At 68.7% G+C, this 25,608-nt stretch carries 23 protein-coding genes; 12 read left to right on the forward strand and 11 right to left on the reverse strand.

Annotated features, from left to right (window positions below; genetic code table 11):
* Positions 1-33: 33 nt before the first annotated feature.
* The 3 genes from A4F85_RS14685 to A4F85_RS14695 are packed head-to-tail and all read right to left on the reverse strand — an operon-like array spanning position 34 to position 2,953.
* Positions 34-1,002: a Bug family tripartite tricarboxylate transporter substrate binding protein gene (locus tag A4F85_RS14685; protein WP_063327991.1), complete on the reverse strand. Its 969-nt coding sequence runs from the start codon at positions 1,000-1,002 to the stop codon at positions 34-36.
* Between the two features lie 14 nt (positions 1,003-1,016).
* Positions 1,017-2,075 carry a 3-keto-5-aminohexanoate cleavage protein gene (locus tag A4F85_RS14690; RefSeq protein ID WP_063326999.1) on the reverse strand — a complete coding sequence of 353 codons (1,059 nt, stop codon included), beginning with the start codon at positions 2,073-2,075 and terminating at the stop codon, positions 1,017-1,019.
* 29 nt (positions 2,076-2,104) lie between these two features.
* Positions 2,105-2,953, reverse strand: a complete 849-nt coding sequence (locus A4F85_RS14695; protein ID WP_016454322.1) for a TauD/TfdA dioxygenase family protein — start codon at positions 2,951-2,953, stop codon at positions 2,105-2,107.
* 162 nt (positions 2,954-3,115) lie between these two features.
* Between A4F85_RS14695 and A4F85_RS14700 the strand changes: the two genes are divergently transcribed.
* The 6 genes from A4F85_RS14700 to A4F85_RS14725 all read left to right on the forward strand — a co-directional run bounded on the left by A4F85_RS14700 (position 3,116) and on the right by A4F85_RS14725 (position 9,856).
* A complete protein-coding gene (locus A4F85_RS14700; protein WP_063327000.1) occupies positions 3,116-4,123 on the forward strand; it encodes an AraC family transcriptional regulator in 1,008 nt (335 codons plus the stop codon).
* Between the two features lie 242 nt (positions 4,124-4,365).
* Entirely contained in the window at positions 4,366-6,882 is a 2,517-nt protein-coding gene (gene nirB, locus A4F85_RS14705; protein ID WP_063327992.1) for a nitrite reductase large subunit NirB, read from the forward strand.
* Between the two features lie 48 nt (positions 6,883-6,930).
* Entirely contained in the window at positions 6,931-7,272 is a 342-nt protein-coding gene (gene nirD, locus A4F85_RS14710; RefSeq protein WP_013803814.1) for a nitrite reductase small subunit NirD, read from the forward strand.
* A 129-nt stretch (positions 7,273-7,401) separates the two neighbouring features.
* Complete coding sequence (locus A4F85_RS14715; protein WP_063327001.1) at positions 7,402-9,006, forward strand: hypothetical protein; 1,605 nt, start codon at positions 7,402-7,404, stop codon at positions 9,004-9,006.
* Positions 9,007-9,096: 90 nt separating this feature from the next.
* Entirely contained in the window at positions 9,097-9,507 is a 411-nt protein-coding gene (locus tag A4F85_RS14720; RefSeq protein WP_043823658.1) for a GNAT family N-acetyltransferase, read from the forward strand.
* 25 nt (positions 9,508-9,532) lie between these two features.
* Positions 9,533-9,856 carry a hypothetical protein gene (locus tag A4F85_RS14725; protein WP_063327002.1) on the forward strand — a complete coding sequence of 108 codons (324 nt, stop codon included), beginning with the start codon at positions 9,533-9,535 and terminating at the stop codon, positions 9,854-9,856.
* Positions 9,857-9,976: 120 nt separating this feature from the next.
* Here A4F85_RS14725 and A4F85_RS14730 read toward each other — a convergent pair whose 3' ends face one another.
* Positions 9,977-10,312, reverse strand: a complete 336-nt coding sequence (locus A4F85_RS14730) for a hypothetical protein (RefSeq protein ID WP_231890554.1) — start codon at positions 10,310-10,312, stop codon at positions 9,977-9,979.
* Between A4F85_RS14730 and A4F85_RS14735 the strand changes: the two genes are divergently transcribed.
* Both A4F85_RS14735 and A4F85_RS14740 read left to right on the forward strand, forming a co-directional pair.
* A complete protein-coding gene (locus A4F85_RS14735; protein WP_442856604.1) occupies positions 10,248-10,775 on the forward strand; it encodes a low molecular weight protein-tyrosine-phosphatase in 528 nt (175 codons plus the stop codon). The genes A4F85_RS14730 and A4F85_RS14735 overlap by 65 nt on opposite strands.
* A gap of 22 nt (positions 10,776-10,797) precedes the next feature.
* Complete coding sequence (locus A4F85_RS14740) at positions 10,798-11,565, forward strand: hypothetical protein (RefSeq protein ID WP_063327005.1); 768 nt, start codon at positions 10,798-10,800, stop codon at positions 11,563-11,565.
* 63 nt (positions 11,566-11,628) lie between these two features.
* Here the strand turns inward: A4F85_RS14740 and A4F85_RS14745 are convergent, their stop codons facing one another.
* From A4F85_RS14745 to A4F85_RS14760, 4 genes are all read right to left on the reverse strand, one after another.
* Entirely contained in the window at positions 11,629-13,467 is a 1,839-nt protein-coding gene (locus A4F85_RS14745; protein ID WP_063327006.1) for a sensor domain-containing diguanylate cyclase, read from the reverse strand.
* A 140-nt stretch (positions 13,468-13,607) separates the two neighbouring features.
* Positions 13,608-15,650: a TonB-dependent receptor family protein gene (locus A4F85_RS14750; protein ID WP_063327007.1), complete on the reverse strand. Its 2,043-nt coding sequence runs from the start codon at positions 15,648-15,650 to the stop codon at positions 13,608-13,610.
* Positions 15,647-16,312 carry an SCO family protein gene (locus A4F85_RS14755; protein ID WP_043823733.1) on the reverse strand — a complete coding sequence of 222 codons (666 nt, stop codon included), beginning with the start codon at positions 16,310-16,312 and terminating at the stop codon, positions 15,647-15,649. The genes A4F85_RS14750 and A4F85_RS14755 overlap by 4 nt, the downstream gene beginning before the upstream one ends.
* 124 nt (positions 16,313-16,436) lie before the next feature.
* Entirely contained in the window at positions 16,437-16,805 is a 369-nt protein-coding gene (locus tag A4F85_RS14760; protein ID WP_063327008.1) for a DUF2946 family protein, read from the reverse strand.
* A gap of 103 nt (positions 16,806-16,908) precedes the next feature.
* On the opposite strand from A4F85_RS14760, the gene A4F85_RS14765 reads away from it, so the two are divergent.
* The gene (locus A4F85_RS14765; RefSeq protein ID WP_063327009.1) at positions 16,909-17,673 is read left to right on the forward strand and encodes an alpha/beta fold hydrolase; all 765 of its coding nucleotides are present in this window, start codon (positions 16,909-16,911) and stop codon (positions 17,671-17,673) included.
* A gap of 58 nt (positions 17,674-17,731) precedes the next feature.
* On the opposite strand, the gene A4F85_RS14770 is transcribed toward A4F85_RS14765, so the two are convergent.
* Genes A4F85_RS14770 through A4F85_RS14780 form a run of 3 tightly spaced genes read right to left on the reverse strand, consistent with a single transcriptional unit; the run spans position 17,732 to position 21,210 of the window.
* Positions 17,732-19,423, reverse strand: a complete 1,692-nt coding sequence (locus A4F85_RS14770) for a cobaltochelatase CobT-related protein (RefSeq protein WP_063327010.1) — start codon at positions 19,421-19,423, stop codon at positions 17,732-17,734.
* Positions 19,413-20,390, reverse strand: coding sequence for an AAA family ATPase (locus A4F85_RS14775; protein ID WP_063327011.1), 978 nt, complete (start codon positions 20,388-20,390; stop codon positions 19,413-19,415). The genes A4F85_RS14770 and A4F85_RS14775 overlap by 11 nt, the downstream gene beginning before the upstream one ends.
* Positions 20,383-21,210, reverse strand: coding sequence for an IclR family transcriptional regulator (locus A4F85_RS14780; RefSeq protein ID WP_012203918.1), 828 nt, complete (start codon positions 21,208-21,210; stop codon positions 20,383-20,385). The genes A4F85_RS14775 and A4F85_RS14780 overlap by 8 nt, the downstream gene beginning before the upstream one ends.
* Positions 21,211-21,341: 131 nt before the next feature.
* On the opposite strand from A4F85_RS14780, the gene xsc reads away from it, so the two are divergent.
* From xsc to A4F85_RS14795, 3 genes are all read left to right on the forward strand, one after another.
* The gene (gene xsc / locus A4F85_RS14785; RefSeq protein ID WP_034390943.1) at positions 21,342-23,153 is read left to right on the forward strand and encodes a sulfoacetaldehyde acetyltransferase; all 1,812 of its coding nucleotides are present in this window, start codon (positions 21,342-21,344) and stop codon (positions 23,151-23,153) included.
* A gap of 223 nt (positions 23,154-23,376) precedes the next feature.
* On the forward strand, positions 23,377-24,351 hold the full coding sequence (locus A4F85_RS14790; protein ID WP_034390940.1) for a bifunctional enoyl-CoA hydratase/phosphate acetyltransferase: 975 nt from the start codon (positions 23,377-23,379) through the stop codon (positions 24,349-24,351).
* A complete protein-coding gene (locus A4F85_RS14795; RefSeq protein WP_013803832.1) occupies positions 24,348-25,394 on the forward strand; it encodes a YeiH family protein in 1,047 nt (348 codons plus the stop codon). The genes A4F85_RS14790 and A4F85_RS14795 overlap by 4 nt, the downstream gene beginning before the upstream one ends.
* Positions 25,395-25,608: the final 214 nt, after the last annotated feature.

Below are 25,608 nucleotides of genomic sequence, written 5' to 3' on the forward strand. Positions count from 1 at the left end.
TCCTTGTGTAGCGCCTGCGTGGGGCGCCCTGCATCAGTTGAGCCGGATGTCGAAGTTCCGGACGATCTCGGCATTGCGGTCGAACTCGGCGCGCAGGTCGGTGGACATCTGCTCCAGCGAGCGATCGCCTTCGACGGGCTCGAAGCCCGTGCCCGCATAGCGTTCGCGCACGGCCTTGCGGGCGTTGACCCGGGCCAGCGCGCCGTGGATCTTCTCCAGCAGCGGGCGCGGCGTCTGCGCCGAGGCGAACACGCCGCTCCAGTTACTGAAATCCACCTCGGGATAGCCCAGCTCGGCCAGCGTGGGCACCTGCGGGTAGTCGGGCAGCCGGCTCTTGTAGGCCACGGCCAGCAGCCTGACCTTGCCGCCCGCGATCAGCGGCTTGGAGGTGACCGATCCGTCGAACATCAGCGGGATCTGGTTGCCCATGACCTGGGCCAGCGCGGGCGCCGAGCCCGGGAAGGCCACATGCTCCATGTCCAGGTGGGCCCTTCTGTTGAGGATGGCGCCCGCGTACTGCGAGGCCGTGCCCTGGCTGTACGAGGCGAACGACAGCGTGCCCGGGTGGGCCTTCACGTAGGCGATGGCCTCGGCCCCGTCGCGCGCGGGAAACTGCGGCGAGGCGATGAACAGCATCACCGAGCGCGCCATCTGCGCCACGGGCCGCACGTCCTTCATGGGGTCGAAGCCGACCTTGAGCACATGGGGCACCTCGGTGAGGATGTTGGTCACCGTCACCAGCAGCGTGCTGCCGTCGGCCGGCTGGGACAGCATGTGCTTGACGGCGATGGCGCCACCGGCACCGGGCCGGTTCTCGACGATGACGGGCTGGCGTATCTCCTGCGCCAATTGGTCGCTGATGATGCGCGCGAACACATCGATGGTGCCGCCGGGCGGCGCCGGCACGATGAGCCGGACCGGCTTGTCGCCGAAGGCGTGGGCGCCACCGGCCAGCAGCGAGGCGGCCAGGGCGATGGCCGTCCAGGGGGGCATGCGTTGCATCATGGGCTCCCGGTTCAGGCGGCCTTGCGCAGAAATCCCTGCTGGGCGCCATTGCGGTTGGGCGCGAAGCCGTTGGCCGCCAGCGTCTCGTCCACGGTGCCGTAGAACTGGCCGATCCGGCAGATTTCCCGAGCCTGCTGCGCCGTGGCGATGGGGCGGCCGAACTCGCCTGCGATGCGCACCAGCTGCTCGATCTGCGCCACCGTGCCCATCTTGGCCGTGCGGCGCTGGTTCCAGAGGTTGTCCTCGGTGCCGCAGCGCACATGCAGGCCCATGGCAATGCCCATCATGTTCACGGGCAGCACGTTGAGCACCGAGCTTTCCACCGTGAGCACGGCGCCGTCTGGCACGGCGCGCACGAAGTTGGCCAGGCTGTAGATGCTGGGCGCGTCCATGCCGCCGCCAATCGCCACCCAGTTCATCACCAGCGGGCCCTTGTAGATGCCGCGGCGCATGAGCCGCTCCACGGACTCGAAGCTGTTGATGTTGTAGCACTGGAAGGCGCTCTGGATGCCGGCGGCCGACAGGCGCCGGATGTGCTCCTCGGCCCAGCCGGGCTGGGCGGGCACGGTCATCTCCCTGTAGGCATTGAAGACGGCCGGGTCCTCCATGGAGGTGCCGCGTATGTCGCGCGCATCGAACTGCTCCAGGAAATTCATCTGCGAGGTATTGACGGTCACCGTGACCTGGTCGGGCACGGGCTCCAGCTCGGCCAGCATGTGGCGCGTGTCATCGGACAGCCACTTGGCGGCCGCGCCGTCCGTCTCGGGAGCAAAGCTGATCGATCCGCCCACCTGGATGATCATCTCGGGCACGCGCGCACGCACGCCGGCGATCAGCTCGTTGAACTTGGACAGGCGCTTGCTGCCTTTGCCATCCAGCTCGCGCACATGCAGGTGCAGCACGGTGGCGCCGGCGTTATAGCAGTCCACGGCCTTCTGGATCTGCTCGTCCATGGTCACGGCGATCTCGCCGGGAAAGTCCGAGGGCAGCCACGAGGGCGCATAGGGCGCCGCCGTGATGATCAGGGGCTGCTGGTTTTCGGGGAACAGGTGGCCGTCGAGAAAATTCATGGCATGTCTCCTTGTGTCGTGATCGTGGTTCAGAAGGTCGGCGTGCCGACGATGCCCGCGCGCTCCATCTTCCGGTGGCTGGGCGGGTAGTCCATGGCCGCGTAGTGCTGGGTGGCGCGGTTGTCCCAGATCGCCACGCTGCCCGCCCGCCAGCGCCAGCGCACCTGGTACTCGGGAATGGCAGCCTGGCCGATCAGGTACTGCAGCAGGCCGGAGGCGCCCTGCGTGAAGTCCTGGCCCACGCGCACATTGGCGGGCGTATGGAAATTGGTGAAATGCGTGGTGAAGCCGTTCACGAACAGCACCTTCTCGCCGGTCTCGGGATGGGTGCGGACCACGGGATGCTCGGCATCGGGGTACTGGGCCTTGAGCGCCAGCCGCCTTTCGATGGGCATGGCCGCACCGAACGTGCATTCGATGCTGTGGCGCGCGCGCAGCGGCGCGATCAGCGCCTTGACGGCATCCGGCAGGCGTTCGTAGGCCAGCGCCATGTTGGCCCACAGGGTGTCGCCGCCCACGGGCGGGCATTCCACGCAGTGCAGCACGCAGCCCATGGGCGGCGCCTCGCGCCAGGTGGCGTCGCAGTGCCAGGAATTCTCGTAGCGGTCGTTGGGCTGCTCGGGCGTCCTGTAGATGCGTACCAGGCCCGGATGCTCGGGGTCGCTGCCGGCCACCGGATGGTCCTCCAGCTCGCCAAAGCGCCGCGCAAAGGCCACGTGCTCGGCGCGCGCCAGGCCCTGGTCACGCAGGAACAGCACCTTGTGGCGCAGCAGCGCCGCCCGGATCTCCGAGAAAAGCGCGTCGTCGCGCACCGCGTCGGCCAGCCGCACGCCGAGCAATTCGGCGCCGATGGCGCATGTCATGGGCTCTATGCGCATGCCTGTCTCCTGTCATTGTTGTGAAGGCCCGTGGCGGCACGGTCCGCCCGGCGTGGGGCCGGTCTCTGCAATGTAGGAAAACCCGGTTCCGCGGACTATGCAAGCCATGCCATCCTCTTTGCATTTCGTGCCACCAGGCCACGGACTGACAGGAGGGCAAGCATGGTCACCATGGTGCGCGCGGCGGCCTTGACCCATTTTTCGGACGTCATGCGCGAACTGGGCGGCGACCCCGACAAGGCACTGCGCCAGGCCGGCCTGCGGCCCGCGCTGCTGCGCGAGCAGGACCAGCTGATCGACGTGGCCATCGTCGCGCGCCTGCTGGAAGACGCGGCCCAGTCCACGGGCTGCGAGTCCCTGGGCCTGCGCATGGCCCGGCACCGCCAGCTGTCGAGCTTCGGCGCCGTGAGCCTGCTGCTGCTGCACCAGCCCACGCTGCGCCATGCGCTGGACACGCTGGTCGCGCACATGCACCTGGTCAACGAATCGCTGCTGATCCACCTGGAGGATGCAGGGGGCATCGTCATCCTGCGCGAGGACTTCGTCCTGCACGGCGCCATGCGCCAGTCCGTGGAACTGGCCATGGGCGTGCTGTGGCGCATGTGCGAGGCATTGCTGCGCGAGCGCTGGCGGCCGCAGGGCGTCAGCTTCAGCCACGCGCCACCGGCCGACCTGTCCGAGCACCGCCGCATGTTCCGCTGCCGCATCACGTTCGGCGCCGAGTTCAACGGCATCGCCTGCCGCGCCGCCGACCTGGACGAGCCCAACCCGCTGGCCGACCCCGCGCTGGCGCGCTATGCGCTGCGGCTGGTGGAGGCCATGCCGGCCCACCGTGCCGCCTCCGTGGGGCACCAGGCGCGCCGGGTCATCTACCTGCTGCTGCCCTCGGGCAACGCCACCTGCGCAGGCGTGGCGCAGGGCATGGGGCGCAGCCTGCGCACGCTGCAGCGCGAACTGGACCGCGAAGGCCTGAGCTTCAGCGAGCTGCTGACCGAAGTGCGCCACGAACTGGCCCTGCGCTACCTGGACCATCCCCACTACAGCGTGGGCCAGATCGCGTCCATGCTCGGCTATGCCAGCCACAGCGCCTTCACGCGCTGGTTCGCTGCGCAATTCGGCTGCGCGCCCGAGGCCTGGCGCAGCCGCGCGCAGGGACTGCCTCGCGCCTGACGCACCCAGCGTTCCTGGCGCACTTGGCGCACTTGATCGCACTTGACGCACCACCACGGCGCACCCCGCCCCTGCACGGTGCGGCGGGCGCATTGCGGTGCACGCTGTCTGCGCACCAGACAGCGTGCACCACGGGCAGGCACCGCGCCGCGGTGCTGGCACGGCACTTGCATTGGCTGCCCTGACCCGCTGGCCCTGGCCTGCGGCCCGCAAAACACTGGATGCGCAACGCAGGACGCCAGATGAACATCGTTGTGATCGGCCACGGCATGGTGGGCCACAAATTTCTCGAGCAGCTGCATGCCCTGGGCGTGGCAGACGCGAACGTCACCGTGCTGTGCGAGGAGCCGCGCGCCGCCTACGACCGTGTTCACCTGTCGGAATTCTTCTCCGGCAAGAGCGCCGAGGACCTGAGCCTGGTGGCGCCCGGCTTCTTCGAGGCCAGCGGCTTCACGCTGCGCCTGGCGGCCAGGGCGGCAGCCGTGGAGCGGCGCGAGCGCACCGTGACCACGGCCGATGGCGAAGTCATCGCCTACGACCGGCTGGTGCTTGCCACGGGCTCGGCGCCCTTCGTGCCGCCCGTGCCGGGGCGCGACCGGCCGCACTGCTTTGTCTACCGCACCATCGAGGACCTGGAGGCCATGCAGGCATCGGCCGCGCGCTCCAGGACCGGCGTGGTGGTGGGCGGCGGCCTGCTGGGCCTGGAATGCGCCAAGGCCCTGCGCGACCTGGGCCTGGAGACCCATGTGGTCGAGTTCGCCCCGCGCCTGATGGCCGTGCAGGTGGACGACGGCGGCGGCCGCGTGCTGCGCAGCAAGATCGAGGACCTGGGCGTGCAGGTGCACACGGGCCGCAATACGCTGGAGATCACCGACGGCGCCACGGCACGCCACCGCATGGTGTTTGCCGACGGCACGCACCTGGAGACCGACATGATCGTCTTCTCCGCCGGCATCCGCCCGCGCGACGAGATCGCGCGCCAATGCGCCCTGGCCATAGGCCCGCGCGGCGGCGTGGCCGTGGACGACCATTGCCGCACCAGTGACCGCAGCGTCTACGCCATTGGCGAATGCGCCTCCTGGCGCGAGCAGACCTTCGGCCTGGTGGCACCCGGCTACGACATGGCGCGCGTGGCGGCCCGCCACATTGCGGGCGAGGCCGAGGCCGCCTTCGGCGGGGCCGATCTCAGCACCAAGCTCAAGCTCATGGGCGTGGATGTGGCCAGCATCGGCGACGCCCAGGGCAAGACGCCGCGCAGCCGCAACTACCAGTTCATCGACGAGCGCAAGCAGGTCTACAAGAAGATCGTGGTCAGCGAGGACGGCCGCCAGCTGCTGGGCGCCGTGCTGGTGGGCAATGCCGATGAGTACGGCACGCTGCTGCAGATGACGCTCAACAGCATCGCCCTGCCCGAGGAGCCCCAGTTCCTCATCCTGCCCTCCAGCGACGGCAAGGCCAAGCCCGGCCTGGGCGTGGACGCCCTGCCCGACACGGCGCAGATCTGCTCGTGCAACAACGTCACCAAGGCGCAGATCTGCGCAGCCGTGGGCGAAGGCGCCTGCACCATGGCCGAGCTCAAGTCCTGCACCCAGGCCGGCGCTACCTGCGGCGGCTGCGTGCCCCTGGCCACCCAGGTCATGAAGGCCGAGATGGCCAGGCGCGGCATGGCCGTCAACAACCATGTCTGCGAGCATTTCCCGCACTCGCGCCAGGAGCTGTACCACCTGGTGCGCGTGGGCGGCATCAAGACCTTCGACGAGCTGCTGCACCGCCATGGCAAGGGCCTGGGCTGCGATGTCTGCAAGCCGCTGGCGGCCAGCATCCTGGCCTCGTGCTGGAACGAATTCGTGCTGCAGCCGCAGCTGGCCAGCCTGCAGGACAGCAACGACTACTACCTAGGCAATATCCAGAAGGACGGCAGCTACTCCGTGGTGCCGCGCATGCCCGGCGGCGAGGTCACGCCGGACGGCCTGATCGCCGTCGGCCAGGTGGCCAAGAAATACGGCCTGTACACCAAGCTCACGGGCGGCGCCCGCGTGGACCTGTTCGGCGCGCGCGTGGAGCAGTTGCCGCTGATCTGGGAGGAGCTGATCGCGGCCGGCTTCGAGTCCGGCCATGCCTACGGCAAGTCGCTGCGCACCGTCAAAAGCTGCGTGGGCTCCACCTGGTGCCGCTACGGCGTGGACGACAGCGTGGGCCTGGCCGTGCAGCTGGAAAACCGCTACAAGGGCCTGCGCGCGCCGCACAAGATCAAGTTCGGCGTCTCGGGCTGCACGCGCGAATGCGCCGAGGCCCAGGGCAAGGACGTGGGCGTGATCGCCACCGACAAGGGCTGGAACCTCTACGTCTGCGGCAACGGCGGCATGAAGCCGCGCCATGCCGAGCTGATCGCCTCCGACCTGTCCAAGGACAGGCTGCTGCAGCTCATCGACCGCTTCCTGATGTTCTACGTGCGCACGGCCGACCGCCTGCAGCGCACCAGCACCTGGCGCGAAAACCTGGAAGGCGGCCTGGACTACCTCAAGGACGTGGTGGTCAACGACAGCCTGGGCCTGGGCGCCGAACTGGAGGCCCAGATGCAGCATGTGGTGGACACCTACCAGTGCGAGTGGAAGACCGCCGTCACCACGCCCGAAGTGCGCCAGCGCTTTCGCAGCTTCATCAACAGCGACCAGCCCGACGAGCACATCGTCTTCGTGCAGGAGCGCGGCCAGATCCGCCCGGCGCGCAGCGAAGAGCGCAGCGAGGCCCTGGTCTGATCCAGGCCTGATCCCGGCCCGCACCCACACCACCGACAAGGCACCGCCATGACACACCCCGCCCAAGAACAGTGGATGCCCGTCTGCGCCACCCGCGACATCGTCCCCGACACGGGGGTCTGCGCGCTGGTCGAAGGCCGGCATGTGGCGGTCTTTCGCCTTGGCGAAGACCGCTTCTACGCCATAGACAACGTGGACCCGCGCTGCGGCGCCAGCGTGCTCGCGCGCGGCCTGGTCGGCAGCCTGGGCGAGCGCGTCGTCGTCGCCTCGCCCATCTACAAGCACCACTTCGACCTGGCCACCGGCGAATGCCTGGAGGCGCCCGAGCACTCTGTGCGCGCCCATGCGGTGCGCAATGAGAATGGGCAGTTGATGGTGGCGCTGCACTGAGGTCTCGGTCAGATCAGCATGGGGAGGGGTTCCCCGCGTCCCGTGATGGCGCGGTAGAGCCATCTGCCTTGCATTCCACCTTTGCCGGTCGGGCATCATTGCCGCCTCGACAGATGCATGAGGGTGGATATGAACGCAGGGAATCCGGACGCCGCAGCCCACAACGGGGGCGACGAACACAGCTACGCAGATTTTCTCCACGGCCTGCAGGCCCGCTTCGAGGCCAGACTCAAGGAGGGCGGCGACCAGGTCTTCGACACCACGGCCACCGGCCTGTTCGACGACTATCTGGCCGCCCTGCCTGCCGAACTGCGCCAGCGCCATACCTGCAGCTGCTGCCAGAATTTCGTGCGCCGCTTTGGCGGCCTGGTCACCCTTGCGGCCGACGGCCGCCAGACGCCGCTGCTGTGGGGCGATGATGCGCCCGGCATCCACCGTGCCGGTGTGGCGGCCATGGCCGCCGCCGTGCGCCGCGCCACCGTGCGTGGCGTCTTCCTCGCCACCCCTGCCGTGTGGGGCCGGCCCCAGGCGGGCGGGCATCCGCACATGCACGTCACGGTGCCGCAGGCGCTGCAATTCAAGCGCACGCTGCTGACCGCAGGCCAGAAGATGGCGGAAAGGCGCGAAGACTTCAGCACCCTGGAGCGCGCCCTTGGCGACTTCCACAGCGACCATGTGGCCACCGCCTTGCAGCTGCTGCGCTCCGACCAGCTCTACGGCGCCGAACGGGTGCTGGGCCAGGCCGAGTTCCTGCACCAGTTGCACACGGACCGCGCCCAGGCCAGGAGCCCGCAGGCAGCCGACAACATTCTTTGGCGCGCCATTGCCTCGGCGCCGGCCGGCTTCTGCCATCCGCGCAGCTCCATGATCGGCACGCTGCTGGAGGACATCGCGGCGGGCAAGAGCTACGCCGACGTCTCGCGCGCGTTCGCCGCAAAAATGCACCCGCTGCGCTACCAGCGCCCGCAGGCGGCACCCACCGCCGGCGGCATTGCGCAGGCAGAGAAAGTGTTCGAGCAGCTGGGCCTGGCACCTGCCCTGCCGCGCCGGATGGCCCGATTCGAGGAAGTGCCCAAGACCTGGACGCCGCGCAGGCGCGAGCCCGCCCCACGCACGGGCAACGGTCTTTTTGCGCATGTTCTGCCCAAAGGCGCCGCACAGCCCAAGTCAGGCATGGCCACGCCCGCCATCACCATGATGCTGCAGAAATTCGTGCGCACCATCATCCCCACGGCCGAGCAGATCGAGGTACAGATCCGCGCCACGGCCAACCCCTTCATCGGCATCACCACGGCGGTGAACGAAGACGCGCCGCGCCTGTTCCAGTGGGACCATCCGTTCTCCTGGTATGTGTGGAGCGGCGGCTCCCCCGCGGCCCAGTTCGGCCTGAGTGAAGGCTGGGTCAGCGTGGCGGGTATCACCCGGCTGCCGGCCCGCTGGGACGATGATGGCGAACGCTTCAAGCACCAGGGCGACGGCATCATCTTGCTGCTGGACGGTGCGCGCGAAACCCGCAACGTGGGTGCCGCGCTGTTCCCCAGCCTGCTGCGCGCCGAGCTGCACGGCGTGCGCGCCACGGTGGAGGCGCACTCCAACGCAGTCACCATGGCCGGCCTGGCCGAAGGCTCTGCCGTGGGCATTGACCTGCGCGACCAGGGCAATGCCTATCCCGCATCGCTGCGAGTCGTCTCGAATGGATGGACCCAGGCCTACACGATCGATCGCTGGGACTGAGCGCGGCGATCTGCCCTCCCTCTCGGCAGACGCCTGCCTATGATGGCGCTCTGCCGATCCTCCGATATGCCCCTGGCGCCCTCACCATCCATGAACTACCGCATTGAAGACCACGTCCCCGCCGTCCAGGACTACATCCAGATCCGGCTGGCTGCCGGCCTGAGCCGCAAGTCGCCCGAGGCGGCCGCCATCGGCCTGAAAAACGGCCTGTTCAGCGTGGTCGTCTATGCCGATGCAACGCCAGTTGGCATAGGCCGCGTGATCGGAGACGGTGGGTGCTTCTTCGAAATCGTGGACATCGCTGTCATCCCCGAGCACCAGAAAAAGGGCCTGGGCCACCTCATCATGCAGCGCCTGATGCAGTACATCCACGGCAATGCCCTGCCCACGGCCTATGTCAGCCTCATGGCCGACCACGGCACGCCGGAGTTCTATCGCCGCTATGGGTTCGAACCCTCCCTGCTGCCCAAAAAGGCGGGCATGTCCTTGCGCATTGTTTGACTGCAGAGGCCCGATCTAGACAGAGATGAACAACAAACTGAGAGCAGCGGCAGTGATCGCCGCAGCGTTTTTGGCGGTGGCCTTCCTTGTGCCTGCGCCGAAAAGTGTGCCGCTCACCGAGCGCTATCCCGGTCCGTGGAAAACTGATTTCAGCCGAGACATCGCCATCGCGCTCGGCAAGAACCAAGCTATCGGCTGCGTGCAATTCCAATACCGGGAGAGCCGCCTGGACCCAGGCGAGTACCTTGTGTACTGCAATGATCGGGGCATGTGGAGGTCCTACCTGGTCTGGATCCCGTCGCAGAAGATCACCGGGCCGCACATGATTGATGCATCGATTCCGCCGTGATCGAAGAATCCGCACTGGCGTGCAAGATGGCGCTGCATTGAGTTCAGCCACGTCCCGTGCCGGCGGCGCGGCACCATGAAATCCGCCCGCAGGGCGCCTGCCCGTGCCCGCCCTGCGGGCTCAGGCGTAGAAGGACAGCAACGCCAGGCACACGATGACCACGATGGCCACCGTGATGAGCATCACCCTGAAGCCGCCGTCGCTGCTGCGCAGCAACCGCAACTCCAGCAGGGCCGCACCCACCCGGGTCATCCAGAAACAAAGCAGTTCCACCATGGGCGCAGCATAAGCGGCCCGGCAGATCAGGTGCGGGGCGTGGAAAATGCCGGCGAGCGCCTTGGCATCGCAGGCCATCGAGATGTCGTGAAGCCCGTTACCCACAGGGAGGTTTATGGAACAGATTCGGGAACAGTCAGCTGGCAGCAGGCCAGCCACAAAGAGGAAAAGAATCCTCATGGTCTGCACAGGGAACATCTGCCGCAGCCCCACGGCCCACGGCGTGCTCGAGAAAATGGTGGCCGACGCGGGCCTGGCGGGCCGCATCGAAGTGGACTCTGCAGGCACGCACGGCTACCACGTGGGCGAGGCACCCGACCACCGCTCCCAGGCCCATGCCGCGCGGCGCGGCTATGACCTTTCGCAGCAGCGCGCGCGGCAGCAGCAGGCCGAGGACTTCACGGCATTCGATCAGGTGCTGGTGATGGATGGCGCCAACGAATCTGCAGCGCGCAGGATCTGCCCCGAGTCCGAATGGCACCGCGTACAGCGGCTGACGGAGTTCTGCACCGAGCACACCGCGCGCGAAGTGCCCGACCCCTACTACGGCGGCGACCGGGGTTTCGAGGACGTGCTGGACCTGGTGGAGGACGCCTGCGCGGGGCTGCTGGCCACGCTGGGCATGGCGCCGCGCAAGGGTTGACAAGCCACGGCACCGCTTGCGCATGCGAACCCTCATTCTTTGCTTCGGCATCCTGGGCACGCTTGTGTTCGGCGCAGCCTTCGCCCTGTCGTTTTCCTCGCCATTGCTGGTCGAGAACCTGGGCAAGGAGATCATCCGCATCGAGATCGAGCGCAGGCTGGGCACCCAGCTGGATGCGCTTTCAGGCTCGCGCATGGCGGGTCTGGCCCAGGAGGCGCTGGGCAGGACAGATAGCGAGATCGCCGCAGTGCGGCGCGAGATCGAGGCCGGCATTCCCGACAAGCTGGCCTCGGTCATGACCGACATGCGCCGTGCTGACTGCGAATGCCGCAAGCGCAATGCCGTCTACACGCAGCAGCGCCAAGCCACCCAGCTGGCATCGCTGATCCAGATGCGCGCCCGGCTGGTGGAACTCATCGAGTCGGCCTACCACCAGACCACGGCCAGCCTGGTGCGGGAGTTCAGGATCTTCACTGCGTCCAATGCGCTGGTGTTTCTGGCCCTGGCCGGCGTGACGGCGCGACGCAGGCGGGCGGGGCTGCAGCTGGCACTGCCCGCCATCGTGCTGGTGACCGCCTCGGCGGTGACTGCCATGCTGTATCTGTTCGCACAGGACTGGCTGCACACCATTGTGTTTGGCACCTACATCGGCCTGGCCTACATGGCCTATCTGGCCTTTGCCATCGCGCTGCTGTGCGACATCGCATTCAACCGGGCACGCGTGTGCACACGGGCCATCAACGGCCTTGCGTCGTCTTTTGGCTCGGCATTCGAGGTCTTGCCTTGTTGAGCCCAAGGCCCCACCTGCCCCGGCAACTGCCCCGATCACAACGGCGGCATAGCCCCAAAATCCCTACCCGCCCGCCAGCACAATCCTCCCCTTGCCCGCGCGCTTGGCCGCGTACATGGCCTCGTCGGCGCGCTGCAGGAGCTGGGTGGCATCTTCCCGGGAGGCATTGAGGGCGATGCCCATGCTGGCGCCGACCTGCACGGTGGCGCCGCTGTGCAGTCGGATGGGCTGGCGGATGGCGGCCAGGCAGCGCTGCATGATCTGCCGGGCGTCGTCGGCCGAGGCCAGTTCGTCCAGCAGCAGCACGAATTCGTCTCCGCCCAGGCGGGCGACGCAGTCGGTTTCGCGGGCCTGGGTGGTGAGGCGGCGGGCGATGATGCGCAGCACTTCATCGCCGGCGTCGTGGCCTTCGGTGTCGTTGACTTGCTTGAAGCCGTCCAGGTCCATGAAGCAGACGGCCAGCTGGCCGGGGCCGCTGGCCTGGGCCAGCGCGCGCTGCAGCCGCGCCTGCAGCGCGCGGCGGTTGGCCAGGCCGGTCAGCACGTCGTGCAATGCCTGGTGCTGGGCCGCCTGCTCGCCGCGCTTGAGGGCGTCGATGTCCACGAAAACCCATATCGATTCGCCATCGGCCAGGCCTGCGCCGCTCACATCGACCCAGAGCAGGCTGCCATCGCTGGTCTGCAGCTGCATCTGGGCGTGGCATTTGCCGCTGGAGCGCAGTGCGCCATAGGCCAGTTCGCCGGAGCGTTCGTAGGTTTCCTCGTCCGGGTAGAGGATGCGCGCCGAGTGGTCCAGCAGCTCGCCGGCCGGGCGCTTGAGCATGCGCTGCAGGGCCTGGTTGGTCCACAGCAGCCGGCGCTCGCGCAGGCGGGCGATGCCGATGAGGTCGTTGTCCATGAACAGTTCCTGCTGGCGCAGCAGCTCGGCGAGCCGGATGCGCGCCACGCGTTCGCGCTGCTGCAGCAGATAGAGGCTGACCGAACCCAGCGCGATCAGCGCGATGCTCAGGCCCGTGAGCGCCCAGGCACGCCAGGCCGATGCGCGCCACCCCGCCAGGTAGCTTTCCGTGCCCAGGCCGGTGAAGACGGTCAGCGGATAGCCGGCCAGGCGCTGGTAGGCCGTGATGCGCTCCACGCCATCGAGCAGCGTGGGCGTGATGTACCAGCCAAGCTCCCGGTCATCGGCCAGGGCCCGGTGGTACTCGCCCGAGACTTCCGAGCCGCCGATGCCGGCCATGGGCTGGGGATCGCCTGCCGCGTAGCGGGCCACCAGCAGATCCTTGTCCGAACGCAGTGCAATGGCGCTGTCGGGCCCGAAGGCCTGGCGGCGGAACAGCGACTGGAAATGCTCGGCCGCGACGACCGCGTAGACGATGCCCTGGAAATCCCCATCGCCGGATTGCAGCCGCCGCGCCAGCACGATGGCCCATTTCTTGAAGGAGTGGCTGACCAGCGGGTCGGAGACCACCATGCGGTCGGTGTTGCGCGCCCGGTCGAAGTAGCCTCGCTCGGCCACGGAGAATGACGGCTCCTCCTCGTTCGCACTCTGCAGGACCTGGCCATTGGCGTCGGTGACGCGCAGCGCCGTGACGAAGGGAACGAGGGCGCGCTGCTCCTGCAGGATTTCATAGAGGGCCAGCGCCGCCACGTCCGCGCCTTCCAGACTCCGGCTGCGGTAGCGGCCCGCGACTGTGGCCAGGGCGTTGTCCACCAGCCGCATCTCGGCGTTCAGCTCCAGGCTCAGGCTGCGGGCCTGGTTCCGGGTGACGGCCACGCCCAGGTCCAGGTCAGCCTGGTGGTTGGCACGCAGGCTCAACCAGGTGGCCAGGCCCAGCAGGCCGGCCACCAGCAGGTTGCCGAGCACCAGGCGCAGGAGCACCTTGTCGGAAAGAAGCCTCTTCATGGCGCCGGGTGTCCCTTTCCTACTTGCTGGATGGGCATCGGGGTGGATGGACCGGCCCATTTTTAGCACAAGGCAGGAGCACTCCATGCCAGATCGCACGCCATGGCAGCGGCGCCTTTCGGCGCTGCGCCCGGCCCCCCTCAGGGCATGCGCCAGCTCAGGCCCGCGTACACGGCCCGGCCATCTCCGGGAAAGTAATAGGCACCGTCCACGCCGCGCACATTGGCCTGTACGGCCGTGGTCACGGCATAGCGCCGGTCGGTCAGGTTGCGGCCTTCGACGAACCAGCTCCAGCCATCGCCCAGCGCCCCGCTCAAGCGCAGGTTGAGCAGCGCATAGCCATCGGAGGCCACGGTGTTGGCATGGTCCACCCAGGTGCGCGAGGGCAGCCACTCCAGGCCGGGCGCGACCGTGACCTGCTGCGTGGCCTTCCACTGCAGCTCGGCCCGCAGCAGGTGCGGTGGAATGCCGGCCAGGCGGCGGCGGCCGTAGACGGCGTCGTTGTCAAAGCGCAGGTCGCTGTAGAGGTACTGGGTGCGCAGCGACCAGCGCGGCGCAAGCCGTGCCTGCATGGACAGCTCCAGCCCCTGGTGGATGGTGCGGTCGGCATTGGTGGTGCCCAGGGCCGCGCCGCTGGCGTCGGTCAGCGCCAGCAGTTCGCGGCGCACGCGCGAGTGGTAGATGGCGGCGTCCCAGGCCAGGGCCTCGCCGTGGCCGCGCCAGCCGGCCTCCACCGTGGTTGCGCTTTGCGCGCGCCCCAGCGGCAGCGAAGGCTGGTAGACCAGCTCGCCAATGGGCTGAGCCTCGAAGCTGCCGCTGATGTTGGCGTACCACTGCGACGTGGGCGTGGCCGCGAACAGCAGGCCCAGCTTGGGCGAGGTGTGGCTGAAATCCACGTCGTAGCTGGAGGCGGGCGCCAGCAGATTGTCCTGGCGGCGCTGGGCGCGCACGAACTGCAGGCCGGCCTGCAGCGTCCAGCGGGTGCTCAGGCCATGGCTGTATTCGCCATAGACCACGTCCTGCTGCGCCTTCACGCGCGTGCGCCCCGTGGACGTGCCGGCCGCGCCGCCCGCATTGGTGTAGCGCCATTCATCGCCATCGAGCTGCGCGCTGGAAAAGCCCAGCACCAGCCTGCGCGTGAGGCCGCCGCCCTGCCCCAGCTCGGCCACCAGGCGCGAGTCCAGGCCCGTGTCGCGCATGTCCTGCTGGACGATGCCCATGGTCATGGGGTGGAAGCGGTCGCGCTGCGCGGCGAACAGCGAGGTGGTCCAGCGCAGGCCTTCGCGCGGCTGCCAGTCCATGCGCAGGGCGCCGCGCGTCTGGCGGTAGTTGTTGCCGGCGTCCTGCGCCACATAGCCGGGCGCGGCCTGGCGCGGATTGGCCAGCATGGCCGCGCGCGTGAGGCTTCCGGGCATTTGCATGTCGGCATCCACATGGGACAGGAAGGCGCGCAGCTCCAGCGTATCGGTGAGCTGCAGGCCCACATTGCCGGACAGGCGCTGCGTGCGCCAGGCCGACTGTTCGCGCCAGCCGTCCTGCTCGCTGCGGCCGATGTTCAGAAGGCCATCCACCCGCTCGCCACGACCCGCCAGCTGGGCCTGGGCCTGCCGCTGGCCGAACGATCCGGCCTGCAGCCGCAGCGATGCGGCAGGTGCCGTCAACCCGGTCGGCGAGACAAAGTTGATCGCGCCGCCCAGGCTGCTGGCGCCGTACTCCAGCGCATTGGCGCCACGCCAGACCTCGACATGCTGGGCCGCCATGGGGTCGATGGACTGGAAGTCCGCCGCGCCATCGGCCTGGTTCAGCGGTATGCCGTCCTGGTACAGCTGTATGCCGCGCATCAGATAGCCGCGCTGCACGCCCGAGCCCCGGATGGACAGCCGCGTCTCGGGGCCGTGGCGCGTCTGTGCGAGCACGCCGGGCGCGTAGGCCAGTGCATCGGCGGCGGTGCTGGCACGCCCGGCCGCGTAGCTGGCTGCATCGATGACGGCCGTGCCGCCTGCGCGCTGCGACAGTTCATCGCGCGCAGCCTGCACGGCCTGGGCGGCGCGGGCCTCGGGCGTGGCGGCGGCGCCGCGGGCGCGCACCTCCACATCCGCAAGAACAGGTTCTGCCTGGGCCAGGGCGGAGGATGCGGCGCAAAGGCCTGCGGCGCCGGCCAGAGAAAGTGCAAAGCTCTTCATGCAGCCCCCAGGATCTGGCGCAGATCGGCCGCGCAGTCCTGCGCGTCCTGCTCATGGCGGAACGCCACGCGCAGCCGGCCCTCGGGATCGAAGACATAGGTGATGGCCGAGTGGTCCATGGTGTAGGACGCACCCGTGGGCACCTTCTTGTAGAAGACCTTGAATTCCCTGGCGACCTCGGCCGTCTGCGCCTCGTCGCCGCGCAGCGCGACAAAGCCGGGGTCGAAGGCGCCCACATAGGCCTTGAGCACCTGGGCCGTATCGCGCTCGGGATCGATGGTGATGAAGGCCACGGCCAGGCGGGCGCCATCGGCGCCCAGAAGCTCGCGTATTTCCAGCGCGCGCGTCAGCGCCGTGGGGCAGACATCGGGGCATTGGGTGAAGCCGAAAAAGACCATCAGGGCCAGGCCCTTGAAGTCGGCCAGCGTGCGCTCGCGCCCATCGGCATCGCGCAGGCGGAAGTCCCTGCCGTACTGCGCGCCGGTCAGGTCTATGCCCTTGAACGGCACGGTGGCGGGCTTGCAGCCGGCCAGCAGCGCCAGTGCGGCCAGGCCGCCGCCAAGGCAGGCGCGGCGAGACAGGGCAACGCAAGCAACGGATGGGAGGGTCGAAGAAAAATCGGCGGCGCGCTGCGGCGCCGCATGGCAATCGGAACGGAACATGGCATCCCTGCATGGAATCTTGGCGAAGCCGCACCGCCAAGGCTGCGCCCGGCCGATGCGGCAATGTTCTGAGACAGGCCAGCGGCCAGACAGCGCGGGACAGCGCTGCACAGCAGCCGAGGGCTCAGGCGATCAGCAGCAGCATGGGAGGCCCGCGCGGCGGCAGCGGCGCGCCGACCAGGGAGGCAATGCGGGCAGAGACGATGGGCTGCAGCGCGCGGCCCAGCGGCTGCGGTTGCGCCCAGGAGGGGGAGACATGCGCGGGCGGCGGCGTTACCGCCAGGCACAGCGGGCAGTCCAGCGAATGCTGGGCAGACACCGCCTGCCCTTCTTCACCGTTGACCACGACCAGCTTGACGCTGCCGCCAGCCGTGCAGACCAGTTCCATGGCCTGCGGGTGCACCAGGGGCGATGCAATGGCCAGGCCCAGCGTCAACGCGAACCACGCCATGACCAGGCGGGCCAGTGAGACGGAGTTGCGCAGGGCGTGCATGGCTGGGGATTATGGGGCTGAGCTGCCGGATATGCGTGGTATCCGTAGCCGCCTGCCCGCATGGGCCATCCCATAATCGCCTTTTCCCCAAGCAGTGACCGCCATGTCGAAACTCCATGTTGTGCAGCAGGGCCAAGGCCCGGCCCTCGTTCTGAGCCACGCGCTCGGTTGTGACCTCCAGATGTGGGACGGCGTTGCCCAGGCGCTGGAAGACCGCTTCACCGTGGTGCGCTACGACCACCGGGGCCACGGCCGCTCGCCCGCCATCGGCGAGGCTTTCGACATGAACGACCTGGCAGACGACGCAGCCGGCGTGATCGAGGCGCTGGGCCAGGGGCCGGTGCACTTCGTGGGCCTGTCCATGGGCGGCATGACGGCCCAGGCCCTGGCCGTGCGCCATCCGGCGCTGGTGCGCAGCATCACCATCGCCAATTCGGCCAGCTACTACGACGAGGCCGCGCGCGCAGGCTGGCAGGCGCGCATTGCCACCGTGCACGACCAGGGCGTGGCGGTGATTGCCGACGGCGCCATGCAGCGCTGGTTCACCCCCGAGTTCCGCACCGGGCAGGCGGCCCGCGTGGCCTCCTTGCGCGCTGGGCTGGAGGCTTTGGCGGCCAAGCCCTATGCGGCCGCCTGTGCGGCCGTGGGCGGCATCGATTTTCGCGAGAGCAACCGGCGCATCGCCTGCCCCGCGCTGCTCATTGCGGGCAGTCGCGATGAGGCCACGCCGCCTGCCCTGTCCGAGGACATGCAGGCGCAGATTCCGGGCGCGCAGCTGGTGTCGCTGCCCGCCGCGCATTTGAGTGCCGTGGAAATGCCCGTGGAGTTTGCGCAGTTGGTGAGCGACTTTGTCGCGCAGGTCCGCTAGATCTGCAGTCCCACCCGGGCGGGATGGGGGCTGAGCGAAGTCGCTATCGTGGAGGACATCACGGCCGGCAGATCAACTCCGCCACGTCCATCAGCAGGGCTTCATCGATCTGCTCGCGCAGGTCCATCGCCAGCCTGCGCCGGTAGAACACGCCCAGGTCCAGCCCCACGCCCAGCGCGCGGATCTGGACGTCGCCCGCGCGCTCGTGCCGGGCGATGACCTGGCGCAGGTGCTGGTCCAGGTAGTGCTCGTCGTTGGCCTGGTGCGTGGCCGTGTCCATGGGGCAGCCGTCCGAGATGACGAGCAGGATGCGGCGCTGCGCGGGCCGCGCCAGCAGCCGCTCGCAGGCCCATTCCACGGCCTCGCCATCCACGCCCTCGCGAAAGAGGTCGGGCCTGCGCAGCGCGGCAATGCCGTGGCGGGCGTGGCGCCAGGGTTTGGCGGCATCCTTGAAGACGATGTGCAGCCGCTCGTTGAGCCGGCCTGGGATGTGGGGCTGGCCCGCGCGCTGCCAGTCGCGGCGGGCGCGGCCGCCGTTCCAGGCCTGGGTGGAAAAGCCCAGCACGTCCACCGGCACGCCGGCCATGGACAGCGCGCGGCCCAGCAGGTCCACCAGCAGGGACAGCGGGCGCGCATGCGCCTTCATCGAGCCCGAGCAGTCCAGCAGGAGGGCCACGGCCGCATCGCTGACGGGGCGCGGCAGCTCGTTCCTGAAGATGGCACGCTGCTGCGGATCGCTGACCAGTTGCGCCAGCCGGCTTGCATCCAGGTGTCCATCCTCCAGGCCGAACTGCCAGCCGTCGTGGCGCGGCACGGCCAGGCGCTGCTGCAGGTGGCGGGCCAGCCGGCCCGCGTGCAATCCGCTGCGCGCCAGTTCCTCATCCATCTGTTCGCGGAACTCGGCCAGTTGCTCTGCGCGGATCAGCTCGGCCGCCTGCGCCTCGCGGTCATAGGCGCGCGTGAACACGCGGTAGCTGTGGGCCGAGCCGGCCCAGGCGCGGCTGTCGCCGCTGAGCGCCACGGGCGGCGCATCCAGGCTTTGCGATTCAAAGTGCAGCGGCAGCGCGAAGCTGCTCCGCCGGCGCGGCCCGCCAGCGCCGCGCGGCGCCTCCTCCTGGGCTGACCGCACGGCCTGGCCCACCCAGCGGCTGATGGCCAGGGCCGGCGCAATGAAGGCCTGCTGGTCCTGCCGGTGGCGGCGCAGCAGGGCCCACTGCGCGCCCAGTTGCGCCGACAGGCCGGCGCGCGTGGCCTCGGCCAGGTCGGCCAGGGCATCGGGCGGCTCATGGCCGCTCAGGCGGCTCCAGGCGGTCAGCGCCACGGTGAACAGCAGGATGCCCAGGCTGCTTTCGGTCAGGCCCGAATCGGCAAAGGCCTGGCTCCAGTGCACAAAGCGCGCATGCAGGTTGGCACGTGCGCCCGGCCATTCCTCGGGCGCCAGGCTTTCCACGCGCAACTGCTCCAGCAGCTCGAACACCAGCCGCTCCACCGGGTCGCCGGGCAGGTGGCGCGCGTGCAGCGCGGCATCGCTCAGGCGCAGGCGCAGGCTGGCGCCGTCGAGCAGGCCGCGCTGGTCGGCCAATCGGGCCGGTACATCGGATTGGTGGGCCGCTGCCAGCACCACGGGCGCCGTGCCCCGGTACAGCGTCTGCCCGCTCCATTGCAGCGAGGCATCGCCCGCCATGGCGCGCAGCAGCGCGCCGCCCCAGGCCTCCATGCGCGCCAGCGAGGGGGATGCCTCAGCAGGCATGGGCGGGCTCGTCGCGCAGCGCCAGTTCCTGGCCGAAGCAGCGCTGGAAATACTCGGCCACGATGGACCGCTCGGCCGGCTCGCACTTGTTGAGGAAGGACAGCTCGAAGGCCAGCCGCAGGTCGTGGAAGATCTGCGCGTTCTCGGCCCAGGTGATGACGGTGCGCGGCGACATCAGCAGCGACAGGTCGCCCACCGCAAAGCCCTTGCGCGTGAGCGCGGCCAGCGCCACCATGGCGGCCACCTGCTCGCGCCCCTGCGGCGTGGCCAACTGCGGCACGCGCGCCAGCACGATGGCGGCTTCCTCGGCCGGCGCCAGGTAGTCCAGGCTGGTGACCAGGTTCCAGCGGTCGAGCTGGGCGTGGTTGAGCATCTGCGTGCCGTGGTACAGGCCGCTGAGGTTGCCCTGGCCCAGGGTGTTCATGGTGGCGAAGAGGCGGAACTGCGCATGCGGCTGGAGCACGCGCTTTTGGTCCAGCAGGGTGAAGCTGCCCTCGCGTTCGAGCACGCGCTGGATGACGAACATCACGTCGGGCCGGCCCGCGTCGTATTCATCGAAGACCAGGGCCACGGGCCGCTGCAGCGCCCAGGGCAGGATGCCCTCCTGGAACTGCGTGACCTGGCGGCCCTCCTGCAGCACGATGGCGTCCTTGCCCACCAGGTCCAGCCGGCTGATGTGCCCGTCGAGGTTGACGCGCACGCAGGGCCAGTTCAGCCGTGCCGCCACCTGCTCGATATGGGTGGACTTGCCCGTGCCGTGCAACCCCTGGATGACCACGCGCCGGTTGTGCGCAAAGCCGGCCAGGATGGCCAGCGTGGCCTGCGGGTTGAAGCGGTAGGCCGGGTCCACGGCAGGCACATGCTCGCTGCGTTCGGCAAAGGCCGGCACCTGCATGTCGGTGTCCAGGCCGAAGGTCTCGCGCACGCCAAGCGTGCGCGTGGGATGCATCAGGGTCAGCTCAGTCATCGTCAGGGGCTCCCGGGGGGACTTCGTCGTTGATGCGCGCAATCGCCTCGGCCGCCGCGCGCAGTTGGGGAAGAAAGGACAGCGCCCGCTCGCGCGTGAAACGCATGATGGGCGCCTGCACGGCCAGCCCCATGTTCGAGGGGCCGCCCTGGATGGAGGGCACGAGCACGCCCAGGCACAGCAGGCCGGGAAGGAACTCCTCGTTGTCGAAGGCATGGCCCTGCGCACGCACCTGGTCCAGTTCGGCGTCCAGCGCGTCAAAGGCCGTCAGCGTGTTGGCCGTGAAGCCTTCCAGCGGCACGGCCGACAGCAGCCGCCTGCGCTGCGCGGGCGCCATCTGGCTCAGGAACAGCTTGCCCGTGGCCGAGCAATGGGCCGGCACGCGCGAGCCCGGGTGCAGATAAAAGCGCAGCGGCGCGGGCGTTTCCACGCGGTCCAGGTAGAGCACCTCGCTGCCCGAGAAGGCGGTGATGTTGCAGCTCTCGCCGATATCGCGCACCAGTTGCGCCAGCACCGCGTGGCGTGCGCCATGCGTGGTGTTGTTGAGCAGCACGCTCTCGGCCAGCCGCATCAGGCGCCGGCCCGTGCCGTAGTGCCGGCCATTGCCCTCGCGCTGCAGGATGCCCGCGCCTTCGAGCTGCTGGAGCATGCGGTGCATGGTGGGCTTGGGCAGGCCTGTCTCCTCGACCATGGTCTGCAGCGTGAAGGGCTCGTTCTTCTGGGCAATGGCCTCCAGCAGGGCGAACAGCCGCAGGTTGGGCGTGTCGCCATCGATACGGGCAGGGATGGGGTCACGGGTGTTCATGGTGTTGGTCATCATATGTTTTTCAATTTTTCGAGTCAATTTGTTCCGAAAAAAGAAATTTGTTTGACATCCAGGCGAAGTCAGTCCTAGACTTGCGCCGTAATTTCTTTTTTCGGAACATTAAGTTCCATTTTCAAGGAGACAACATGACTGCAGCCAACAATCGTACGGTGGTCGAAGGCGTCCAGAAGATGACCCCTTCCGAAGCCTTTGTGGAGACCTGCGTGGCCAACGGCGTCACGGAGATGTTCGGCATCATGGGCTCGGCCTTCATGGATGCCATGGACATCTTCGCGCCCGCCGGCATCCGCCTGATCCCCGTGGTGCACGAGCAGGGCGCCGCCCACATGGCCGACGGCTATGCGCGCGTCTCGGGCCGCCACGGCGTGGTGATCGGCCAGAACGGCCCCGGCATCAGCAACTGCGTGACCGCCATCGCCGCCGCCTACTGGGCCCACAGCCCCGTGGTCATGATCACGCCCGAGACCGGCACCATGGGCATGGGCCTGGGGGGCTTCCAGGAAGCCAACCAGCTGCCCATGTTCCAGGAGTTCACCAAGTACCAGGGCCATGTCTGCAACCCCAAGCGCATGGCCGAGTTCACGGCCCGCTGCTTCGACCGCGCCATCTCCGAGATGGGCCCCACCCAGCTGAACATTCCGCGCGACTATTTCTACGGCGAAGTGCAGTGCGAAATCCCCAAGCCCATGCGCGTGGAGCGCGGCTCGGGCGGCGAAAACAGCCTGCAGGCCGCCACGGAACTGCTGGCCACGGCCAAGTTCCCCGTGATCCTGGCCGGCGGCGGCGTGGTCATGGGCGATGCGGTCGAGGAATGCAGGCAGCTGGCCGAGCGCCTGGGCGCACCCGTGGTCACGGGCTATCTGCGCAATGACGCCTTCCCCGCCAAGCACCCGCTGTGGGCCGGCCCGCTGGGCTACCAGGGCTCCAAGGCCGCGATGAAGCTCATCGCCCAGGCCGACGTGGTGATCGCGCTGGGCTCGCGCATGGGCCCCTTCGGCACCCTGCCCCAGCACGGCATGGACTACTGGCCCAAGAACGCCAAGATCATCCAGGTCGAGGCCGACCACACCAACCTGGGCCTGGTCAAGAAGATCTCGGTGGGCATCCACGGCGACGCCAAGGCCGTGGCACGCGAGCTGGGCCGCCGCCTGCAGGGCCAGACCCTGGCCTGCGACGCCACCAAGGCCGCGCGCGCCGACACCATCGCCACCGAGAAGGCCGCCTGGGAGAAGGAGCTGGACGAGTGGACGCATGAGCGCGACCCCTACAGCCTGGACATGATCGAAGAGGCCAAGGGCGAGCGCACGCCCACGGGCGGCAAGTACCTGCACCCGCGCCAGGTGCTGCGCGAGCTGGAAAAGGCCATGCCGCCGCGCGTGATGGTCTCCACCGACATCGGCAACATCAACTCCGTGGCCAACAGCTACCTGCGCTTCGACGAGCCGCGCAGCTTCTTCGCGCCCATGAGCTTCGGCAATTGCGGCTATGCCCTGCCCACCATCATCGGTGCCAAGTGCGCAGCGCCCGACCGCCCGGCCATCGCCTACGCCGGCGACGGCGCCTGGGGCATGAGCATGGTGGAGATCATGACCGCCGTGCGCCATGACATTCCCGTCACGGCCGTGGTCTTCCACAACCGCCAGTGGGGCGCGGAAAAGAAGAACCAGGTGGACTTCTACAACCGCCGCTTCGTGGCCGGCGAGCTGGAAAGCGAAAGCTTCGCGGCGATTGCCAGCGCCATGGGCGCCGAGAGCATCGTGGTCGACCAGATCGAGGACGTGGGCCCGGCGCTGCAAAAGGCCATCGACCTGCAGATGAACCACGGCAAGACCTGCGTGATCGAGGTGATGTGCACGCGCGAACTGGGCGACCCGTTCCGCCGCGATGCGCTGGCCAAGCCCGTGCGCTTCCTCGAAAAGTACAAAGATTTCGTCTGAAGCTGTCTGACACCCCCTGAGGCGCTGCGCGCCTTCCCCCTCTCTACCCGCTGCGCGGGGGAGGGGGACGACACCCTCGGTGCGGGGCGGCCCTTCCTCGGTGTCCCTGGGATGGGCCGCGCCGGTTTCATGCGCCTGGGTGAAGCGCAAGGCCCTCGAAAGCCGATTCCCAGATTCCCTGCGTTGCTCGCGCCGGGCCCTGTACTTTCCCGCAGGAGCTTTCATGGTCCCCCCACTTTCACTTGCCGTGGCCGCCGACGATGCGCCCGCCACGCACCGCCCCCATCTCCAGCACTTGCTCGACCAGGCCAAGGCGCAAGGCCCCATTCCGGTGGCCGTGGCCTATCCCTGTGATGCAGGTTCTCTGCAAGCCGCCATGCAGGCCGCGCAGGCGGGCCTGATCACGCCGCTGCTGGTGGGCCCCGAGGCACGCATCCGGGCGGCGGCCCAGTCGGCCGGGCTGGATCTGGCGGGCGCGTCCATCCATTCCACCGCCGACGATCCGCGCGCGGCGGCGGCCCAGGCGGCGGCGCTGTGCGGCAGCGGCCAGGCCCGCGCGCTGATGAAGGGCAGCCTGCACAGCGACGAGTTGCTGGGCGCTGCCGTGGCGCGCGAGGCCGGCCTGCGCGGCAGCCGCCGCGCCAGCCATGTGTTCGTGATGGACCTGCCGGGCTTCGAGCGCCCACTGTTGATGACCGACTGCGTGGTCAACATCTTCCCCACGCTGATGGACAAGCGCGACATTGCGCAGAACGCCATCGACCTGGCCCGTGCCATCGGCATTGCCCGGCCGCGCGTGGCCGTGCTCTCGGCGGTGGAGACCGTCAACCCCGCCATTCCCGGCACCATCGACGCGGCAGCGCTGTGCAAGATGGCCGACCGGGGGCAGATCAGCGGCGCCATCCTCGACGGGCCGCTGGCCTACGACAACGCCATCTCGCTGCGCTCGGCGCATCACAAGGGCATCGTCTCCGATGTGGCAGGCCAGCCCGACGTGCTGCTGGTGCCCAGCCTGGAGGCCGGCAACATGATCTACAAGCAGCTGGTCTACATGGCCGATGCCGAATGCGCGGGCCTGGTGCTGGGCATGCGCGTGCCCATCGTGCTGACCAGCCGCTCGGACTCGGTAGCCAGCCGCATCGCCTCCTGCGCGCTGGCCGTGCTGGCCGATGCGGCAGGCGGCAAGGAGCAGCCATGAGCCAGGTTCAAGCCCCGTTGGCAGCACAGCCGCCCGTGCCGCGCATGCTGCAATGGCTGAAGCTCCTGCCCGGCACAGGCCTGTCGGGCGTGATTGCGCTGGCAGCCACCTTCGTCTCCACGCTGCACGGCGGGCCGCAGCTGCTGTTCGCGCTGTTCTTCGGCGTGGCCTTTCACTTCCTGAGCCAGGACGCGCGCGCCAAGCCGGGCATCGAGTTCTGTGCACGCGGCGTGCTGCGCCTGGGCGTGGGCCTGCTGGGCGCGCGCATCACGGCCACGCAGATCGCGGGCCTGGGCTGGACCACGGCGCTGATCGTCATCGCCGCCGTGGTCACCACGCTGCTGTGCGGCACGCTGCTGGGCCGGCGCCTGGGCCTGACGCGCCCGCAGGGCGTGCTGTCCGGCGGCGCGGTGGCCATCTGTGGCGCCTCGGCGGCGCTGGCCATCTCGTCGGTGCTGCCGCGCGACAAGGACAGCGACCGCTTCACGCTCACCGTGGTGGTCACGGTCACCGTGCTGTCCACGGCCGCCATGGTGCTGTACCCGCTGGTGGCGCGCGCACTGCACCTGCCGCCCGAGCTGGCGGGCCTGTTCATCGGCGGCACCATCCACGATGTGGCCCAGGTGGTGGGCGCGGGCTACACCATCGACCAGGCCACGGGCGACTACGCCACCATCGTCAAGCTGTTCCGCGTGTCCATGCTGGCCGTGGTGGTGGTCATGGTCTCGGCCCTGTTCAAGCGCCAGCGCGAGGCTGCGGCCGAGCAGCACCACGGCAAGAAGCCGGGCCTGGTGCCCTGGTTCCTGTGGGTGTTCGTCGCACTGGTGGCCATCAACTCGCTGGGCTGGGTGCCGCCGGGCCTGCAGCACCAGTTGAGCGACCTCTCGCGCAACTGCCTGGTGCTGGCCATTGCGGCCCTGGGCCTGAAGACCTCGTTCCAGCAACTGGCCCAGGCCGGCTGGCGGCCTTTTGCACTGCTGGTGGTGGAGACGCTGTGGATGGCGGCCTTCGTGCTGATCGCCATCGAGTTCGAGATGCGGTGAACGCAGACGCAATACGGCAGTTTTCCAGGGCCCGCCATGCGCGGGCCCTTTTCATTTTTCATGGAACCGGCGCATTTGATGTTCGCGCATTGAGGTGATACATTTGCACACAATTTTTTGACGCATATCAACGCCCGACACGAGCCGTGAACGTTCTTCGCAAGCAAGCCGGCAGATTCCGCAGACGCACTGCCATCCAGGTCCTCGCCCTCCT

This window comes from Delftia sp. GW456-R20 (assembly GCF_001622915.1).
In the GTDB taxonomy this organism is placed as follows: Bacteria; Pseudomonadota; Gammaproteobacteria; order Burkholderiales; family Burkholderiaceae_C; genus Comamonas; species Comamonas acidovorans.

Bases quoted from the DNA above. Each gene is read 5' to 3' on its own strand.
- A4F85_RS14685 (WP_063327991.1), bottom strand. From the start codon at position 1,002: ATGCAACGCATGCCCCCCTGGACGGCCATCGCCCTGGCCGCCTCGCTG.
- A4F85_RS14690 (WP_063326999.1), bottom strand. From the start codon at position 2,075: ATGAATTTTCTCGACGGCCACCTGTTCCCCGAAAACCAGCAGCCCCTG.
- A4F85_RS14695 (WP_016454322.1), bottom strand. From the start codon at position 2,953: ATGCGCATAGAGCCCATGACATGCGCCATCGGCGCCGAATTGCTCGGC.
- A4F85_RS14700 (WP_063327000.1), top strand. From the start codon at position 3,116: ATGGTCACCATGGTGCGCGCGGCGGCCTTGACCCATTTTTCGGACGTC.
- nirB (WP_063327992.1), top strand. From the start codon at position 4,366: ATGAACATCGTTGTGATCGGCCACGGCATGGTGGGCCACAAATTTCTC.
- nirD (WP_013803814.1), top strand. From the start codon at position 6,931: ATGACACACCCCGCCCAAGAACAGTGGATGCCCGTCTGCGCCACCCGC.
- A4F85_RS14715 (WP_063327001.1), top strand. From the start codon at position 7,402: ATGAACGCAGGGAATCCGGACGCCGCAGCCCACAACGGGGGCGACGAA.
- A4F85_RS14720 (WP_043823658.1), top strand. From the start codon at position 9,097: ATGAACTACCGCATTGAAGACCACGTCCCCGCCGTCCAGGACTACATC.
- A4F85_RS14725 (WP_063327002.1), top strand. From the start codon at position 9,533: ATGAACAACAAACTGAGAGCAGCGGCAGTGATCGCCGCAGCGTTTTTG.
- A4F85_RS14735 (WP_442856604.1), top strand. From the start codon at position 10,248: ATGGAACAGATTCGGGAACAGTCAGCTGGCAGCAGGCCAGCCACAAAG.
- A4F85_RS14730 (WP_231890554.1), bottom strand. From the start codon at position 10,312: ATGAGGATTCTTTTCCTCTTTGTGGCTGGCCTGCTGCCAGCTGACTGT.
- A4F85_RS14740 (WP_063327005.1), top strand. From the start codon at position 10,798: ATGCGAACCCTCATTCTTTGCTTCGGCATCCTGGGCACGCTTGTGTTC.
- A4F85_RS14745 (WP_063327006.1), bottom strand. From the start codon at position 13,467: ATGAAGAGGCTTCTTTCCGACAAGGTGCTCCTGCGCCTGGTGCTCGGC.
- A4F85_RS14750 (WP_063327007.1), bottom strand. From the start codon at position 15,650: ATGAAGAGCTTTGCACTTTCTCTGGCCGGCGCCGCAGGCCTTTGCGCC.
- A4F85_RS14755 (WP_043823733.1), bottom strand. From the start codon at position 16,312: ATGTTCCGTTCCGATTGCCATGCGGCGCCGCAGCGCGCCGCCGATTTT.
- A4F85_RS14760 (WP_063327008.1), bottom strand. From the start codon at position 16,805: ATGCACGCCCTGCGCAACTCCGTCTCACTGGCCCGCCTGGTCATGGCG.
- A4F85_RS14765 (WP_063327009.1), top strand. From the start codon at position 16,909: ATGTCGAAACTCCATGTTGTGCAGCAGGGCCAAGGCCCGGCCCTCGTT.
- A4F85_RS14770 (WP_063327010.1), bottom strand. From the start codon at position 19,423: ATGCCTGCTGAGGCATCCCCCTCGCTGGCGCGCATGGAGGCCTGGGGC.
- A4F85_RS14775 (WP_063327011.1), bottom strand. From the start codon at position 20,390: ATGACTGAGCTGACCCTGATGCATCCCACGCGCACGCTTGGCGTGCGC.
- A4F85_RS14780 (WP_012203918.1), bottom strand. From the start codon at position 21,210: ATGATGACCAACACCATGAACACCCGTGACCCCATCCCTGCCCGTATC.
- xsc (WP_034390943.1), top strand. From the start codon at position 21,342: ATGACTGCAGCCAACAATCGTACGGTGGTCGAAGGCGTCCAGAAGATG.
- A4F85_RS14790 (WP_034390940.1), top strand. From the start codon at position 23,377: ATGGTCCCCCCACTTTCACTTGCCGTGGCCGCCGACGATGCGCCCGCC.
- A4F85_RS14795 (WP_013803832.1), top strand. From the start codon at position 24,348: ATGAGCCAGGTTCAAGCCCCGTTGGCAGCACAGCCGCCCGTGCCGCGC.